General features: G+C 52.5%; 14 protein-coding genes. 6 read left to right on the forward strand and 8 right to left on the reverse strand.

The window, feature by feature from the left end; translation table 11 throughout:
* Positions 1–31 precede the first annotated feature (31 nt).
* The 6 genes from QMQ05_RS16855 to QMQ05_RS16880 all read left to right on the forward strand — a co-directional run bounded on the left by QMQ05_RS16855 (position 32) and on the right by QMQ05_RS16880 (position 10081).
* Positions 32–571 (forward strand): NUDIX domain-containing protein, encoded by a 540-nt coding sequence (locus QMQ05_RS16855; RefSeq protein WP_058256578.1) that lies wholly within the window; start codon positions 32–34, stop codon positions 569–571.
* Positions 555–2315, forward strand: coding sequence for a murein biosynthesis integral membrane protein MurJ (gene murJ, locus QMQ05_RS16860; protein ID WP_345471947.1), 1761 nt, complete (start codon positions 555–557; stop codon positions 2313–2315). The genes QMQ05_RS16855 and murJ overlap by 17 nt, the downstream gene beginning before the upstream one ends.
* 125 nt (positions 2316–2440) lie before the next feature.
* Positions 2441–4114, forward strand: coding sequence for a hypothetical protein (locus QMQ05_RS16865; protein WP_345471949.1), 1674 nt, complete (start codon positions 2441–2443; stop codon positions 4112–4114).
* Positions 4115–4213: 99 nt separating this feature from the next.
* On the forward strand, positions 4214–5179 hold the full coding sequence (gene trxB, locus QMQ05_RS16870; protein ID WP_334121283.1) for a thioredoxin-disulfide reductase: 966 nt from the start codon (positions 4214–4216) through the stop codon (positions 5177–5179).
* Positions 5180–5207: 28 nt separating this feature from the next.
* Positions 5208–5531 (forward strand): thioredoxin, encoded by a 324-nt coding sequence (trxA, locus tag QMQ05_RS16875; RefSeq protein WP_058256581.1) that lies wholly within the window; start codon positions 5208–5210, stop codon positions 5529–5531.
* 4298 nt (positions 5532–9829) lie between these two features.
* Entirely contained in the window at positions 9830–10081 is a 252-nt protein-coding gene (locus tag QMQ05_RS16880) for a hypothetical protein (RefSeq protein WP_345471953.1), read from the forward strand.
* A gap of 1285 nt (positions 10082–11366) precedes the next feature.
* On the opposite strand, the gene QMQ05_RS16885 is transcribed toward QMQ05_RS16880, so the two are convergent.
* The 8 genes from QMQ05_RS16885 to rpmH all read right to left on the reverse strand — a co-directional run bounded on the left by QMQ05_RS16885 (position 11367) and on the right by rpmH (position 17001).
* Positions 11367–12584, reverse strand: a complete 1218-nt coding sequence (locus tag QMQ05_RS16885; RefSeq protein WP_345471955.1) for a ParB/RepB/Spo0J family partition protein — start codon at positions 12582–12584, stop codon at positions 11367–11369.
* Positions 12585–12777: 193 nt separating this feature from the next.
* Complete coding sequence (locus QMQ05_RS16890; RefSeq protein ID WP_074439893.1) at positions 12778–13701, reverse strand: ParA family protein; 924 nt, start codon at positions 13699–13701, stop codon at positions 12778–12780.
* 174 nt (positions 13702–13875) lie between these two features.
* Positions 13876–14517 (reverse strand): 16S rRNA (guanine(527)-N(7))-methyltransferase RsmG, encoded by a 642-nt coding sequence (gene rsmG, locus QMQ05_RS16895; RefSeq protein WP_345471959.1) that lies wholly within the window; start codon positions 14515–14517, stop codon positions 13876–13878.
* Between the two features lie 46 nt (positions 14518–14563).
* A complete protein-coding gene (locus QMQ05_RS16900; protein WP_345471961.1) occupies positions 14564–15091 on the reverse strand; it encodes a protein jag in 528 nt (175 codons plus the stop codon).
* A gap of 2 nt (positions 15092–15093) precedes the next feature.
* Positions 15094–16068, reverse strand: a complete 975-nt coding sequence (yidC, locus tag QMQ05_RS16905) for a membrane protein insertase YidC (protein ID WP_334121279.1) — start codon at positions 16066–16068, stop codon at positions 15094–15096.
* Positions 16068–16445: a membrane protein insertion efficiency factor YidD gene (gene yidD, locus QMQ05_RS16910; protein WP_345471963.1), complete on the reverse strand. Its 378-nt coding sequence runs from the start codon at positions 16443–16445 to the stop codon at positions 16068–16070. Before yidD ends, yidC begins: the two co-directional genes overlap by 1 nt.
* The gene (gene rnpA, locus QMQ05_RS16915) at positions 16445–16798 is read right to left on the reverse strand and encodes a ribonuclease P protein component (protein ID WP_058256587.1); all 354 of its coding nucleotides are present in this window, start codon (positions 16796–16798) and stop codon (positions 16445–16447) included. The genes yidD and rnpA overlap by 1 nt, the downstream gene beginning before the upstream one ends.
* Before the next feature lie 65 nt (positions 16799–16863).
* Positions 16864–17001, reverse strand: a complete 138-nt coding sequence (rpmH, locus tag QMQ05_RS16920; RefSeq protein ID WP_074439894.1) for a 50S ribosomal protein L34 — start codon at positions 16999–17001, stop codon at positions 16864–16866.
* Between the last annotated feature and the right edge of the window lie 517 nt (positions 17002–17518).

A 17518-nucleotide genomic window follows, 5' to 3' on the forward strand; every position in this document is an offset into this window, starting at 1 on the left:
AACCTGGCCACTTTCTCGATAGAGTGGATCCATGAACCGACCGATCCCGTCTGCCCCAAAGCGCACTCCATTGACTGCGTCAATGGCTCGCGCGCAGGCAACTGGCGGTCACACAAGCTTGCCAACAGTGGAAGAAGTCTCGTCCGGTGGCATCGTCATTGACTTTAATGATCCACAACTTCCCGTGGCGATTATTGCTCGGTATAACCGTGGAGGCCGTCTGGAATGGTGCCTGCCCAAGGGACATCCTGAAGGTGTGGAATCCAACGAGGAAGCGGCTATCCGTGAAATCGAGGAAGAAACTGGCATCGCCGGACGGATCCTGGCACCACTGGGTTCGGTCGATTATTGGTTCACCGTGACAAACTACCGTGTGCACAAAACCGTGCACCATTTCCTGTTGGAAGCTACCGGCGGGCATCTGACGATCGAGAACGATCCCGATCATGAAGCCGTCGATGTTGCCTGGGTTCCGCTAGGTTCACTTGGCAAACGTCTGTCCTTCCCTAATGAGCGCCGGATCGCTGATCTGGCACGCGAGGTTCTAACAAAGCATGACTCAGGTTCCTAATCCATCCGTCGGCTCCGATCAGCAACCAATGACCGGGGCCATGGACTTAGTCGCCGAACCTCCAGCGGAGCTACATCATCAGCAAGGTAGGTCGCGCTCGAAGATCTATGCCCTGATGGCCTCGGGCACCATGGTGTCCCGCTTGCTTGGTTTTGCTCGCACGGCATTGCTGGCAATGGCCATCGGTTCGGTGACCTCGGTTGCCGATATCTTCGAAAAAGCCAACGTCATCCCCACGATCATCTACATGTTGCTGGCCGGCGGCGTGTTCAACGTCGTGCTGATCCCACAGCTGATCAAGGCGTCCAAGGCCAGAGACCGCGGAGCTGCCTACACCTCCAAACTGATTACGCTCACCGTGGTGGTGATGGGTATTTTGACCCTGATCCTCACGCTGAGTGCTAGGCCGCTGATCATCGCCCTGACCAACAACTGGTCAGAGCCTATGATCGTGCTGGGCACGGCCTTCGCCTACTGGTCACTGCCGCAGATCTTCTTCTACGGGCTCTATGCGGTACTCGGGCAGGTACTGAACGCCAACGGCCGATTTGCCGCTTTCATGTGGGCACCGGCGATTAACAACATCATCCAGCTTCTGGTGATTGGTGCGTTCATCCTGACCTTCGGTTCCTATACCTCGGGTGATCCAATGGAGAACTGGAGCACCCTGAAAACCATCTGGCTCGCTGGCGGGGCCACCTTGGGCATCGTCATGCAGGCGCTGGTCCTGTTCTGGCCGTTGAAAAAGAGCGGACTGAAACTCAGCTTCGATTTTGGATGGCGAGGCATGGGCCTGCGCCACGTGGGCAAGCTTGCGATCTGGACCTTGGCTGCCATGGTCATCGGCAACCTTTCTTCGTTGTTGTACTCCAAGATCGTCTCCGGTGCGACCGCAGCACGTGCCCAGATGCCAGCCGATCAGGCCGCCTCGGTGGCCGGCGAATATGCCCTGAACACCTCCCAGCTGATCACCGTCCTGCCACACTCACTGTTCGCACTGACCGTGGCCACGGTGCTCTTTAACGACTTTGCTCGTGCCTTTGCCGAGAAGCGTGCCGGTGATGTCGGCCAACTGCTCAATCGCGGAATGCGTTCCACCGCAATCCCCATCGTTTTCTGCACCATCGTCTTCATCGTGCTTGCGGGCCCCTTGGGCAGACTCTTCGCCGGTTCCTCGCAGAATGCTGCTCAAGCAGCCGGTGCATTGGGTCAGTTGTTAGTCCTCACCGCGTTGGGGTTGCCGTTTAAGTCGCTACAGTTCTTCATGCTGCGCGTGTTTTACGCCGAAGAAGACACGCGTACCCCGATGCTGATCCAGAGTGCCACCGCAGCCCTTGGCCTGATTCTGGCCTTCTCCGCTGCCGCGCTAGTTGATCCTTTGCATATTGCCGCAGCCATCGCGTTCATTTACGGGCTGACCAATATTCTTTCCTGCATCGGCACGCACTACCTGGTCAAACGCCGCTACGGCAATTATGGTGTCACCTCGGTTATCGATACCTACGTCCGTGTGGGCTGGATGGCGACCATCTCCGGGGCAGCCGGCTGCCTAGTGCTATGGCTATTGGGTGGATTCAGCTTTGGATTCGCCTATAGCTCGTTGTTCAACGCGATTATTTCGATCATTCTCGTCGCCGGAACCATGGGCGTGATTTACCTCGGGTTACTGCACAAAACTAAGGTGCCGGAGCTTGCTGGCTTCCTCGGTCCGTTCCTTCGTCGTATCCCAGGAATCAAGCGTTGAAAATCCTCTAAAACTTGCTAGTGATTATGGGCAAATTGGCACGATTTAGACCCCGCTGACAGGTAACATGACAGGTGGTGGTCTCTGGACTGCTACCGAAGAACAATCAACCCTTGGAGATGCACGTGTCGCAGCCAATCGATGTCGGCTCTGTCCTCAGCGGCCGTTACCAGGTCACCGAGACTGTCCTTTCATCAGCTGAAGGTGATTTGGTACTCGGCGGCATTGACCAGGTTCTCAATCGATCCGTGAGCATCATGGTGGCCTCCAGCGAGAATTCCTCGCAGCTTGCCGCCAGCGCCCGGGAAATCGCCATGGGTGAGCGTGCCTCCAACGTTCAGGTTCTCGACCTTGGCATCACCGACGCCAACCAGACTTACCTAGTCGCCAATGTGGCTCGTTCCTCGGACCTGTTGGATCTCGTACTCGAATCCGACGAGGCACCCTATGTGGAGCCTTTCTTCACCGACACCCTCGGCACCGAAATCTTCGGCGAATCTCGCCAGGCCGTGCCAGAAACCTATGACGACGACAGCCAGTACTACGACCAGCTGCAGTACGAAGACGAGGAACCAGAGCATCAGCGCAAGCTCGGCACCGCCTTCTCCAGTGGCCTCGCAGGTCTGAAGAACCGCTTCGGCAAGAAGAACCAAGAGCAGTCTGAAGAGCAGCAGTTCGATCAGACTGCTCCCAACGAGCAGATTGCTGCCACCACCGCCAACCCTGTAGCGCCCGCTGAACAGCCCGCTACCGAGGGTCAGCCCAAGGTGACCCGTTTGGACGATGACAAAGACGACGAGCCAAACGTCACCGCCACCGCGGCTCTGGCTGCGGCCGCTCAGTCCAAGGGCAACACCCCAGCAGATTCCAAGTCGCAGCAGGCCAAGGCCGAGTCGACAGAAAAGAAGCCAGAAGCTGAGCAGAAGCCGGCTGAACAGAAGCCTGCTGAACAGAAGCCTGCTAAGGACGAGGCTAAGCCAGCCAAGAAGAAGGGGGCGGCTGCCGCGACCGGCGCAGCCACTGGTGCCGCTGCAGCTGCCGATACCGCCGGGGCTGCCAAGGCATCAACCTTCCCTGCAGCAGCGAAGAACGTGCCCGCGCAGAGCGCCGCAGCTCCTGTAGCCAAGGAAGAAGAGGAAGAGAGCAGCTCGAAGGGTACCCGCCTGCTTGTTGGCGCGGTGCTACTGATCGTCTTGGTTCTCGCCGTAGTCTTCGCGTTCAACTTCCTCGGTGGAGATAAGAACACCACTGCCAACGGTCCAAGCGAAAAGACGGAGGCATCGCAGCCTGCAGAAACTGAAAAGGCTAAGGAATCTACCGAGCCTTCCCTCGCTGCACCTAAGATCGCCGACATCTCGCGCTTGGTTCCAGGCAATCAGCAGCTGAATGCTGAAACCGATGGCACCTTGTCGAAGATGATCGACGGCAACGCTTCCAGCGTCTACAACACCTACACGTACACCACCAGCAACTTCGGTGGCTTCGCCTCGAATATGGTCTTCATCCTCGAGCTCGAAGATAAGTCAGATATCTCCGAGGTGAACCTCGAGGGCCTCAACGCTACCGGCGGTGACTACGAAATTTTAGTCGGCGACTCCGATGACCTAGGCGATGCCAAGTCCGTGGCCAAGGGTTCATTCTCCGGCCCATCAATCTCCGTGACGGTCAAGGATGGCGATAAGGATTCCATGGAGGGTTCCTACGTCTTCCTCAACGTCACCGACCTGCCTCGTAAGGCTTCGGGCGGTAACGAATCACGCCCATTCGGTCTGCAAATCGGTGAGTTCTCCGCTAAGTAATAGAAGCGGAATTTTTTAGCAAAGACATACGTTGAGGTGGATAGTGAGGTTAAGCCTCGCTATCCACCTCGCATTATTAGGACGAAAGGGTTCTACCCCGTGACTTCAGCACAGAACGACGAAATCCGCGACGTAATCATCGTCGGCTCCGGCCCGTCGGGTTATACCGCTGCGATTTACACCGCGCGTGCGAACCTGAAACCACTGGTCATCGCCGGTTCAGTAACCGCTGGCGGCGAACTGATGAACACCACGGACGTGGAGAACTTCCCAGGCTTCCCAGAGGGAATCATGGGCCCAGACCTGATGGACAACATGCAGAAGCAGGCTGAGCGTTTTGGCGCCGAAATCCTCTTCGATGATGTCACTGCGATGGATCTCACAGGCGATATCAAGACCCTCTCACTGGCCGACGGCACCACCTTCCGTACCCGTAGCGTCATCGTTTCCACCGGCTCCGCATACCGCGAGCTGGGTCTGGAAGATGAGAAGCGCCTGTCCGGCCACGGCGTCTCCTGGTGTGCAACCTGCGATGGTTTCTTCTTCCGCGAACAGAACATTGCCGTCATCGGTGGTGGCGACTCCGCAATGGAAGAAGCACTGTTCCTGACCAAGTTTGCTTCCAAGGTCACCGTCGTACACCGCCGCAACGAACTGCGCGCATCGAAGATCATGGCTGACCGCGCTTTGGCTCACGAGAAGATTGACTTCGTGTGGGATTCCGAGGTGGTTGGCATCAACGGTGACGACAAGGTCCAGGGTCTGGTTGTTAAGAACCGTACCAGCGGTGAAGAGAGCACCCTTGATGTCACTGGTATCTTCGTTGCCATTGGCAATGATCCACGCGTTGATCTCGTCAAGGATCAGCTCGAACTAACTTCCGAGGGCACCATTGCCGTCGAAGGACGTACCTCGAAGACTTCGCTGCCAGGCGTATTTGCTGCTGGCGATGTCATCGATTCCACTTACCGTCAGGCAATTACTGCAGCTGCTTCCGGCTGCGCTGCTGCACAGGATGTGGAGCACTACCTGGCTAACGTCAACGAATCCGTAGCTACCGCCTAATTAGTTTTTCAGAAAGGGGTTGTCTCTCATGAGCAACGCAAAAGCAGTAACTGAAGCAACCTTCCAGAGCGAAGTTCTGGAAGCCGAAAAGCCAGTCATCGTCGATTTCTGGGCAGAATGGTGCGGCCCTTGCCGCCAGCTCGGTCCAGTTCTGGATCAGATCGCTGAAGAGCACGCTGCCAAGGTAGACGTCGTCAAGGTTAACGTTGACGAGAACCAGGGCATTGCTGCTAAGTACGGTATCACCAGCATCCCTGCTGTTTATGTCTTCAAGGGTGGCGAGCACGTTGCTACCTCGATCGGTGCTAAGCCTAAGGCTGTCATCGAGAAGGACTTCGCAGAATACCTGTAAGTCTTAAAACAGTTTTGAGAGAGGGACTAGCTTCGGCTGGTCCCTTTTTCTGTGTCGGTAGGTACTAATCGACCCTAGCTGGGGTCAAGGCATCTGTAACGGTGCGTTTGAAGCGTTACTGAAAAAGAAGTCATGCATAGAAAACTGTTTCGTTTGTTTTTGAAGTAAAAAGAATTTTTACGACTCCGAATCGTTGAAACGTCAGGACAATCGACGAATTCAATGCGTCTTAAGCTGCCAGACATCATGAATCTCATTCGAAGATCAAATATGTTGTTCGCTCTGTATCAAGGATCCTCCTAACGCTCTGAAACAGAATGTACATCGGTGTTCGGTTGTTTCTACGGCGAGGACCTAAGAAGCACCACTCGCGTTGAGAAGCCGGAACTGCTCTTCGTTTTCTCTGAACCGACAGTGCTCATGGACCCTCGAAACAAACTCAGCATCTTCGGTTGCAGACGAAAATCTATAAGTAGAACCCCTCGGCTCCACCTACATTTCGTTGACGATGAGATCTGCAGCTGATGAGACCGATCCATCGAGAAACATGAAAGAGAATTACCTATCTAGGCCAGAGCCTAGGGCCGGCATCAACAATGAATGCCATAGATTCTAAAGACATCGCCGTCGCATACCAGATGCGCCAGAGGCTAAACGAGAGCACTGCCGAGGTCCATGCAATCGTGGATCATATCGAGCTTCCTATTTCGAGGTTGTGTTGGTGCCCAATGCGGACAGGCGGATGCTAGTGCCTTTCTTCGTTGGAGATTGAAGTCTGCGTGACTGTGCAGCCTACCGAAGACTGGGTCTGGGCTGTCGGTAATTGTTATCAACGAGGAGCTTAGAAAGCTTCTGTACGGTCGTGGTCGAGTGAGACGCAGTTGTTCCTTGTAATCCCCACAGGAGGCCGTAAAAGAGCTTATGAGGCGTAACAGCTACAGACGGTGCTTCTGGTGGTGTTCGCGGTTTCATTGGCGTAGCTGTTCGAGCGGCCCAAAAGTCTAGTTCCTGATATTCAGTGATCATCCTGGTGGCAACAAGACCACCGATGTCAAAAATCTTTAGGCATCGACGAAGGTGTTTTCGCTTCCAAGCAAGCAATGGCCACCTTTGCGTTGAAGCTATCGGCGCTAGCTGTTGTGACGGTGTCCGAAAAATTCAACGGTAGGACGGGCCAGCACACAACAACATTTGCTCCTATTCCGTCTCCCTTTAGACAGTTACTACTTCTTAGAAGGAAGGAAGCGAACAAATAAATCTTGTTCGCAATCTGGTCTCCGAGGCTCGAGAACGTAATGTGCCTAGTGCCTCGCGTCCACGTTGTTCTTGGCGTCGTGTCCAGTGCATGAAGCAACGACTGAGACTCCCGGTTGTAGCACTGGCATCTGCAGTCGAAAGCGCCGTAACCCATCATCGACTCCCCTACCCGCCGGTCTGATCAATGTACGGGCTATACGTGAGCATTCGCGTGAGGACGGGTTTCCTTAGTTCTAAATGCGATTGTGTTCGTTAGAGTCGGAAGAATGTGCTTTCTTTGAAGTCTCGTCCAGGAAGCAGCTAGCCACAGAGTGTGGCTTCCTTGCTCTTCGTGTTCGTTCGTCATTTCAGATTGTCACGGTCAAAGCTTCGAAAAAGTAGTTGCAGTACTTCGTTGTAAGACCTCTCAAGTAATCGAGATTCACCTCCAAGGTTCCCCTACATGTGGAACTGAAGGATCATTTCTACCCGGATTACCTATCGTTGAATCAGCTTCTTCATCAGTTTGTTCCACGACTATGGAAGGAGCTTAGGTTACGGCTTCCGACGTTGCTAGAGATGATATTGACGACGAGGAGTGTAGGCCCTAGCACCGATGGAGTATCTGTGTAGTTCCGAACCTCGGAAGCTGTTAGACCTGCTGAATGTGAATAGCCTTCAATCGACTCTTCATTAGAATCGAGTCGGAACGCATCTTCCATTTCTGCAGCTGCACCGAATTCAGGCGTTACTGATACCCCTTGGTCCTGACCAACTTTCAGTCCCAAGAAGCAAACATGTTTCACGTGAAACACGATTATGGAACTACTACTGTAGCTGTCTCAAAAAGAGCCGTAAGCAATGTTTCACGTGAAACACGACCGCCATCAGGATGGATCTAGTGTCCAGGTGGAACGAGGTACCCCAACGCCGCGGGCATGTTTTCAATGCAACTAGACAGCCTGAAGAAGCGTCTGCGAACGTGGTTTGAGAGCTCTGGTACCTACTCCCCCAACGTCTTCAATCGTGAACACGTTGACAGCGAGTAGCTTTGGCACACCATCGGCGCTTCCTTGTATGGACGGCACCCATCCCTGTACTTTCAAATTTTCCACCCACTCGGGTTTTGAATCGCGCATCGATCCGAAACGTGCCACGTCGAAATCTGCTGATGAACTGAATCAATGAACATGTACCCGGCACGAAGACTTCTTGGTTCAAAGTCAGGATTCCTTGGTTAGTCGATCGTCAACGTTATTCCTTTTGAGCGCCGCCAAATATCGCAGTTCGGTTCTATTCAGAATGTCGGCACTTTCCTACAACCTAACCTCAACGAGAAACTGTCTGTGGTGAACACAATCCCTGCATCGAAGATATCGCTGTATGTCGCTTTACGCACGTGATCGGCTCATCGCAACGAGTTACTTAGAAGTCTCTCTCGGCTCACGTTCCATACGGTGCAACCCGTCTATATATCCATCGCTCATTGCTTCAGCACATAGCTGAGCATGCCAGTCAGCCTGATCAGGCAGAGGGAGAATGTCTAATTCGAACAATCCGTCGTTCCGTCTACAAACACATTCACCTGACTTGCGTCATAGCTGAACTTCTGAAAAGAGCATCGATCAGTGATCAAGGCATTTCATTCTGCAGTATGGCGTAATGGTTTGAGTGGCCATGCTGTCTGATTACCACCTATAACTACTCCCCCACACGATCTAGCAATCGAGCTTAGCGGAAATGAATATTCGTAGGTCTGGGTGCCACTCAATATTGCCTATAGGGACCACCAATACTGCTATGGGTAGCCAGCAAACACCTTGAAGGACACTGCCAACCACCAGCAGCTTTGGGGCCACGACAGGCTCAGCTGTTCACGAGTGTCGTTTGTTCTTGTCTCAGAGTCATCGCTAAGTGAATATTGATCTTCTAATGTCAAAGGAAAATTGACCGCACCGTACTAACTGTCCTAAAACTACATTGCAGGTTCTAATGATTCTTCGCTACGTACGAATCACCAGTCAAAGGCACCACCTCAGCATGGTTGAATATCTGGATCATTGAGAGCCACCAATATTGCCGTTCAGAGCCATAAGCAGAGGACAGCATTATTCTCGGTGAGAGCCACCCACAATCCTTATTGAGCATCATCCGCGCAATGCTGTATCACTTCGTCGCTGCCAGGCCCATTCTCGACCAGCAATCGAGCTACGCTCTGCTACGGTACCCGCGTGTTTTGCAGTGCTAACACAATGGTTCTCTGAATCCGGAGCCACAGCAGTTCGCCATTTCATGTTGGATGTCCCTATGGCCGCCAGGAAAGTTCTAGTAGACATCACTGATGTGCAATGTCTGTCTAGTCGTTTGCCGGGAGGCATATCGGGCAGGTGACTCCGATTGAGAGTTTTGGTGACTCGTAAACCTACGAATGTTCATGGCTCGATATACCTCAACTTGGATCGACGAATCAGACCACCTAACACAATCTGAGGCTAGCCGAAATGAGCTACCTCAACGACCCCACATCTGTTCGTTGAAACCCAAGCTCAGAAAGAGGCTCAATAGTTCCGAGAGAATCCATCGATTACAATCACTCCCCCGAACCCATCCCTGGCGTAACCCACGTTTAGAATCCAAGTCCACAGTGCTGATCGTTAGCTCTCCTCGCGTATTAGTTACTATCTCACGAATGCCAGTAGAGTCCGGATCCACCGACCTATGCACAACTAAGATGCGTATCTTGACGGTCTTGAGGGACGAGCCCAAATGAACTTCGTACGGTGAGCTCAATGCATGATGTTGAGCAACTGGGTAGACCGTTTCCAATTCAACCAGCACTTTATTCACGACTCAGGCGCAGTACCGGCAACGCCAGATTGACCCCGTGTTCCTTAACCGACATCAGATGAAAGGATCTGACGACCATTCCCCAAGTTTGCTCACCAGATCATTACACCCAATTGCACAGCCATTGCAGATCGCATTGGGCAAAGCGGTGTCATCCTTAGATGGACGATTCAAGAGTTCGGTGCTGATTATGGCATGAAGCTCGGAGCAGTATTGTGGCCAAGCAACCGTTGTTGGCCATGGAGGATTTCAAGAACTGCGTCGGTGAATTCTATGTGCACGCAGACTTCAAGGTGGGTGATGGCAACGGTGCCGTAATTGCGTTAGTAAGCGGTCTAACTGATACTTTCTTCCTCGCGTACACATTCCCAGCCACTGGTTATTTAGGGCACGGACAAGCCGTGAACGTAGCAACAGCTGCGGTTGTTCCTGTAACGCTGCAGTGCGCGTCCCGGCATGATTCGTAGAATAATCTAGCGTCAAAGGTTTCAAACATGGACACGCGTCTGCCGGGCAGGAACTCTCCGTGATGTTCAACGAAGCTTCGAGGATGGGGTATCCGCCTTGCTGGGGCACGCGACGAAGATGTTAGCTCTTGATGGCTCTCCCCCTGCGAATCGATCGCAGAGCGTCATAGTCAGTTCTGCGTTGTTTATTTCCGTGCTGGTTCCTGCCTTGTCGTATGCACGGATCATAACGTTCGACGCCGACTTAAAGCGTTGATAGGATCTTTGGAAACGGTTATGACTCATCGTCTACTCATTCCCGCCATCGTTCTATTCAACTTACAGGCGACGAAGAAGGCTGAGCCTCGCGCTCACTTTAGCTACTTGGTGATGAGCATGAACCCGATCTAGTTGAACGCCGGATCTTGTAAATATTCATCGTCCAAAGAACAGCTGGTCGTGAACCGCGGAATCCGCAGCTTCCCGAATGAAGTCCCAGCACCGCTACTCACTGTCTGAAGGGGTGAGAGCAATGGCTGTGCCACGTCTTTCGAAGCCTTGACGCATGGACACCGACCTATGAAGGGTTCCTTCGGCTCGAAGCACATTGCAAGATTCGTAAGTATTCTACGAACTATTGGAAATGAATCTCTTCACCAGATAGACCTCATCAAGTGATACCAATTCCCTTGATGGCACGAGACGTTGCTAGAGGCAGTATCCAAGGGCAATAACCAAGACTTGGTTCAGTGGCTCGTATAGGCAGTTCAGCTAGTTTCCAAACCTCCAAATATCGAGAAGGCTAGTATCTCCAATAGTGCAGTTACGCGCCGTGAACCCCGCACGAAGAACTCGCTAGTAGTCAAAGGTACAGTCAGTTCTGCAATGAAGCCTAAGTGCAAGGCAGTTTTCCTGAAGCCCAGATACAGTCTAGATTCATGCTTGTTTCACGTGAAACACGCACAAGCTCGAACCGTCCATCATAATTTGGGTGGGTTAGTTCTTTCCGACCGCTCCCCGACCCTTTGGTTCAGGATGTCGGTAACTTTCATTCACTGCAGTCCCTCGTTCTTCGCCACTAGCCTTCAAATCTGCATTGCGATCCTTTTGCTACTGGAAACGGGTATCGCAGCAAGCTGCCGTTTTCAGTAACGAGTCCTCTCCGAGAGTGGACAAAGAGACTCATTTCCCCACGCTTAGATTCCTAATTACAGCCATTGGTGAGGTGCAAGGTTTCACGTGAAACATCGCCTTAAAAAGAGATTGGCTCATGTTTCACGTGAAACATGAGCCAATCGCAAATAATTTACTGCTTCATATTCGGATCAATAACCTGCATGATCCTGTTCAGGTCCTCAACAGACGCAAATTCAATGCTCACCTTGCCTTTACGTGAGCCAAGCTGAATCTTCACATTCGTATCTAAGCGATCCGCCAACGACGTGGCCAGGAAATCAAGCCGTTCGTTTCGTTGGGTCTCTCTCGGCTTCTTTGTTGCCTTCTTTGGCTTGTCATCACTCAGGGCCACGGCTTCCTCAGTGGCACGCACTGAGAGTCCCTCGTTGATGATTCGCTGTGCCAGCTGTTCAATCGCTTCACCGCTCGACAGGCCAAGCAGAGCCCTTGCGTGGCCGGCAGAAAGAACGCCTGCAGCCACGCGACGCTGAACCAATGGAGGCAACTTCATGAGACGAATCGTGTTCGAGATCTGCGACCTTGAACGACCGATCCGATCAGAAAGAACTTCCTGAGTACAATTGAACTCTTCTAAAAGCTGCTGATAAGCGGCCGCTTCTTCTAGTGGGTTCAACTGCGAACGGTGAAGGTTCTCGAGGAGGGCGTCTCTCAGAAGATCAGTATCTTGCGTGTCACGAATGATCGCAGGGATCTTATCGAGACCAGCCGCTTGAGTCGCGCGCCAACGGCGCTCACCCATGACGAGCTCATAAGGGGCATCATCAGACTCACGGGAAGGCCTAACGACGATAGGCTGCAGCAACCCAATCTCTCGAATGGAGTGGATGAGCTCATCCATATGCTCTTCATCGAAATTGGTACGTGGCTGCTTGCGATTCGGGTGAATCAGCTTTACGTCGAGTTCGGCAAATTGTGCACCCGGTACTTCTACCAGCCCAGTCGCATTATCAATCTCAGTAGTTGGTTTGTCGGCCTGAGCAGCTGATTCTACGGGTGTGACCGTGGGTTCTACGTTCTTAGAGGTCGACTTTCCAGAAGATGCCGGCTTGGAAGATAGTGTTGTACTCAGACCTGGCATGGTCGCTCGAGGACGCTTCGTCGACTTAGCAGTAGGAGTTGCAGTTTTAGGTGAGGTCGACTTACGCCCAGGCTCAAAGAACATGTCGACAGGACGAGACGTCTTAGGTTTTGCAGGTGCAGCAGTTTTAGCTTCTGGCTTATTTGTTTCACGTGAAACAACCGAGGTATCTTCGGGCGCTTCAGTTACCGGTGAGCTTGAGATCAGCGCTCCCAGTCCCCTACCTAAACCACGCTTCTTCTCTGCCATGATATTTGCACGCCCTTTCGTCCGAACATTCAGCCCGAGACTAGTCTACTGTTTTTAGACATTGAACCGGGGATGCTTGATGAAAGTTAGCGTCGGTGTTGCATACTGTTAGTTTGAGGAAAATCTAGTTATCTAAAACAACAATTCACCGTTGAATAACTGCATTCTTCAGCCGAGAAGCGACGAATATTGGCTAAGCGCCCCGTTCAGCCATTTCATAGGCCGCTTCAGTGTAGGAAAGAGCGCCAGTAGAGTTCGGATCATAGGTGATCACGGTCTGCTGGTAGCTCGGAGCCTCAGAGATACGTACCGAGCGAGGAATGACGGCGTCGAGGACTTGCTCGGGGAAATGCTCTCTAACTTCGTTGGCAACCTGAGCTGCGAGCTTGGTTCGACCGTCATACATCGTTAGCAAGATGGTAGAAACTGTGAGCTTGGAATTCAGGTGTTTCTGAATCATCTCAATGTTCTTCAAAAGCTGGCTGAGGCCCTCAAGTGCGTAGTACTCACACTGAATTGGGATCAGAACCTCACGCGCGGCAACGAACGCATTTACAGTCAAGAGTCCGAGGCTTGGAGGGCAGTCAATGAACACGTAGTCCAGGCGTGGCAGCCCCTCACGTTGGCGCGTACGCGCATAGTCGTCCAGAGCTCGTTGTAGGCGCTGCTCTCGTGCAACCAAAGAGACGAGCTCAATCTCTGCACCAGCGAGGTGAATCGTGGCTGGTGCAACCTGAAGCGACGGTAGATCTGGGCACGTTGCGACAACATCAGACAACGGAAGATCATTGATAAGTACGTCGTAAATGCTATCAACTTCGGAATGATGCTCAATTCCCAATGCGGTTGACGCATTGCCCTGTGGGTCTATGTCGATAACCAAAACATTCAAGCCACCCTTGGCCAATGCAGCGGCCAAGTTGACGGTCGTCGTAGTTTTGCCGACGCCGCCCTTCTGGTTGGAGATTGTGAAATAGCGGGTCTTCTCAGGAGCTGGCACCGTGCGGGCCTCCAAAGCTTCGCGACGACGATGTTCGCTAGCTATCTGCGTAGCCAGAGGCGAGGACGAGTCACTGAAATCAAAAGCACTATCCGACGAGCTCTTAGTCTTGGACACCGGTAAAACTCCTCCTCGTGAATTAGTGAAAACCTTATCGATGGTTTCACTGACAATGTTTCACGTGAAACATTCAAAACAAGTTATTTGAATTGCGAACAAAACTTGATCTTCGAAACTCCAAAGAAAAGCTTGTCAGCGATCCAGCACTAATTAACAGACTATCGCGTCGGCCTAGCCAACCTTAATGCGAACCACCGTAGTAGGCTCTGCAAGCAAATCTTCACCCAGGGTCAAGACTTCAGTTTCTTTGCCACCGAGCTTACGAATAGCCTTAGACGCCTTCTCAATCTCTTCTGCAGCCGAGCGACCCTTGATGGCGATTAGTTCGCCCTGGCCGTGCAGCAGAGGAATCGTCAGGCCTGCCAAATTGGTCAATGCCGACACCGCACGTGCGGTGACATACCGAGCGTTGACTGCGTCAACCATTTGCTCGGCACGTCCACGCATGACGGTCACGTTATCAAGACCTAGATCATCAATGACCTCGGACAGCCAGATACAGCGACGTTCAAGGGGCTCAATCAGGGTCAGCTTCAGGTCTGGGCGGGCAATAGCAAGGCAAAGACCTGGAAGGCCCGCTCCGGAGCCTACGTCGGCAACCTCAACGTCTCGTTCCATCACCGATTCAATCACTGCACAGTTGAGCACGTGACGGGACCACAGCCTAGGGACTTCACGAGGACCAAGCAGTCCGCGTTCAATGCCCGAACTAGCCAGATGCTGAACATAGCGCTTAACTAGATCCAGTCGGTCGCCGAAGATTTTTTCGGCAGCCAGGGTCTCTTCTGCAGTAAGGCTGAGATCCTCAGTCATGGTCTTGGTCCTTTAGGTCGATCAGCACGCTGGTGCGTATTGTTACTTAGCTGTCCAATACCGAAACAACGATATGGCGTCGAGTTGATTCGCCTTCTGATTCCGAATGCAGTCCTGCATCGGCAATCACATCGTGAACGCGCTTGCGCTCGTATGCACTCATCGGTTCCAGATGAACCTTTTCCCCGGTTTCGCGAGCGGTTTCGATAGCGTTCTCGGCAACCTTCTTGAGCTGCTGAGCACGGCTCGTACGGTAGCCTGCGATGTCCAGAATCAATCGCGAACGTTCACCGGTAGCCGTCAGTACAGCAAGACGAGTCAGCTCCTGAAGGGCGTCAAGGATCTCGCCCTTTTCACCCACAAGGCTGTCCAAGGACGTGTCTTCTTCTTCAGTGACGATGGAGATGTAGGTGCGTCCGCCACGGATTTCGATGTCAATGTCACCATCAAGATCAGCAATATCCAGAAGTTCTTCGAGGTAGTCGGCCGCGACTTCACCCTCGTCTAAAACCTCCTGATCGTCATCGATCTGAGTTTCAAGTTCTGGTACGTCGATATTCTCAGTTGCAGTCATTGCTACTTCTTCTTCCGGCGGTTATTACGCTTTGGCTGTTCGCGCTGGCCCTTAGCAGCCTTCTGGGCGGCTTCTTCAGCGGCTGCAGCTGCTTCTTCCTTCTTCATGCCTACTGGTGGCAGACCCTTAGCGGCACGGCGGGCGTTCAATTCACGCTCTGCTTCCGAACCTGGGGTTGGGTTGTTGCGAATAACCCAGAACTGCTGGCAGAGGGTCCAGAGGTTGGTTGCGGTCCAGTAGATCAGAACACCAATTGGGAAGTTGATACCACCGATACCGAAGACCAAAGGCAAGATGTACAGCATCATCTTCTGCTGCTGCATGAACGGACCCTCGAGGGCCTCCTTGCTCATGTTCTTGGTCATCAGCTGACGCTGGGTGAAGAACTGCGAAGCAATCATGGCCAGGATCATGACAACGGCCACGATCACTACAGCCCAGTTAGTGTTCCCCGAGTTGAAGGTGCCCAAGAAGGTATCCGAAAGCGGTGCGCCAAAGATCTGGGCGCTATCAAAGCTACGGATGTTCTCAACAGACAGAGCGCCAACGGACTGACCGTTCTCGCTGGCGTGGGAGGCGTTGTTCAGTACGCGGAACAGCGCGAAGAAGAACGGCATCTGAATCAACAGTGGCAGGCACGACGACAGTGGATTGGTCTTGTGTTTCTTGAACAGCGCCTGCTGCTCTTGCACCATTGCCTGACGCGAGAGCTGGTCGGTCTTGCCCTTGTACTTAGCCTGAAGCTTACGAAGGTCAGGCTGCAGGGCCTGCATGGCTCGCTGCGACTTGATCTGCTTGACGAAGACTGGAATCAGCAAGGTACGAATCAGCAGCACAAGGAAAATGATCGACAGGGTCCAGGTAACACCTGAGCCTTCATCCATCCCAATCCGAGTGAACAGTTCGTGGAATGCCCACAAAACCCACGACACCGCATACGTAAACGGAGTCAATATCGTGTCTAGAAAGTTGTTCATCAGTGGTCGAGCTCCTTGCGGCCGCTATCCGCGGCGTCTTCATCGTCGGGAATCACAGGATGATTCAGAACTATGATCCTCGGCAGTTTGCCTTCTGGCCAAATCCTTGGTCCCTCGGGAACGTGATCGACGCCTCCGTGAGACCACGGATTGCACCGAAGGATACGCCAAGTGGTCAGTCCGGCACCCTTAATGACGCCGTGCTGAGTCACTGCTTCGAGCCCATAGGCAGAACAGCTAGGAAAGTATCGGCATACATCGCCATAAAGTGGCGAGATGATTTTTCGGTAAATCTTAAGCAACCCAATGACTATGTTCCGTGGAATATCGGCAATGAACCACAAAACACCAGTCCGGGGAGCGGAGTCCTTACGCATCAGCGATCCTCGAGTTTCCGTAACGCAGCGGAAAAAGATGCGTTTACTTGGGAACGAAGTTCATCCCATGAAAGTTCCGAGGCGCCAGGAAGAGCTCGGACGACAATGTCGACATCGCCATCTACGCGCCTGAGCTCGTGGGCAATTTCTCGCATTCGTCGTTTGACGAGATTCCTTTTAACGGCAATACCTACAGCCTTGGACACAATGAATCCAAACCGGTCCCCCACAAACTCATCAGTTTGACGGCGGCGTGCATATAGCACGACGTTCCGGCGTCCGCTTCGGACGCCGGAACGTACTGTGGCTGTAAGATCCTGCGCTAGGCGCAGTCGCTGATTCTTTGGCAACATGTTTTTTGGACCAGCTCTTTAGTTGAGCTCGTTGAAATCATGAAGCCAACAGCTGATTAGCAAATTTATGCTGAAAGGTCTGCACGGCCCTTGCCGCGACGTGCCGAAAGGATGGCACGACCTGCACGGGTACGCATACGAAGACGGAAACCGTGCTTCTTCGAACGACGACGGTTGTTAGGCTGAAAAGTCCGCTTGCTCACGGTGACACTCCAAGACGATCTAGATGATGCGTTCTTCCCGTTGACCAGCTAGCTCGATAACAACAGGTTGACGCTCTTTGTTTTTATAAAATGTGCTAAATTCACGGGCTCTACAAAATGAGCAAGTCGCAAAATGATGCACACAGGACTGAATAACAATAGAAAAATGCGCGCCATAGGTCAAATTGGCATGGAAGTAGCGCCAGCGGCACCTATGGGAACTGTTGGCCTGTGAATAATCTACCTCAAAGTTGTGGATTACTTTGATGAAGAAGGAAAGAAAGTTCACATCTATACATGAAAGTGCTAGTCATCTCCCTGCTTAAAACGCACATTTTCATGGGAAAACCTGTTTTCCACACCTTCAAGGTCAACTTTTTCCACCTAGCTGTGCATAACTGTGTGGATGGTGGATAGAATCAATGGTGATGCCGTCCCAAAAGGCGGTGTTTTCGACTCTTGGAAACAAGGATCGTGTGACCAACATTGCATTTTTGACGAGAGTGGGGCGCCCTTA

This window comes from Glutamicibacter sp. B1, assembly GCF_039602135.1.
GTDB lineage: Bacteria > Actinomycetota > Actinomycetes > Actinomycetales > Micrococcaceae > Glutamicibacter > Glutamicibacter ectropisis.

What these genes read in the sequence shown, in the direction of transcription:
- rsmG (WP_345471959.1), bottom strand. Translation starts at nt 14,517, where the DNA reads ATGACTGAGGATCTCAGCCTTACTGCAGAAGAGACCCTGGCTGCCGAA.
- yidD (WP_345471963.1), bottom strand. Translation starts at nt 16,445, where the DNA reads ATGCGTAAGGACTCCGCTCCCCGGACTGGTGTTTTGTGGTTCATTGCC.
- yidC (WP_334121279.1), bottom strand. Translation starts at nt 16,068, where the DNA reads ATGAACAACTTTCTAGACACGATATTGACTCCGTTTACGTATGCGGTG.
- murJ (WP_345471947.1), top strand. Translation starts at nt 555, where the DNA reads ATGACTCAGGTTCCTAATCCATCCGTCGGCTCCGATCAGCAACCAATG.
- QMQ05_RS16855 (WP_058256578.1), top strand. Translation starts at nt 32, where the DNA reads ATGAACCGACCGATCCCGTCTGCCCCAAAGCGCACTCCATTGACTGCG.
- QMQ05_RS16900 (WP_345471961.1), bottom strand. Translation starts at nt 15,091, where the DNA reads ATGACTGCAACTGAGAATATCGACGTACCAGAACTTGAAACTCAGATC.
- QMQ05_RS16885 (WP_345471955.1), bottom strand. Translation starts at nt 12,584, where the DNA reads ATGGCAGAGAAGAAGCGTGGTTTAGGTAGGGGACTGGGAGCGCTGATC.
- rnpA (WP_058256587.1), bottom strand. Translation starts at nt 16,798, where the DNA reads ATGTTGCCAAAGAATCAGCGACTGCGCCTAGCGCAGGATCTTACAGCC.
- trxA (WP_058256581.1), top strand. Translation starts at nt 5,208, where the DNA reads ATGAGCAACGCAAAAGCAGTAACTGAAGCAACCTTCCAGAGCGAAGTT.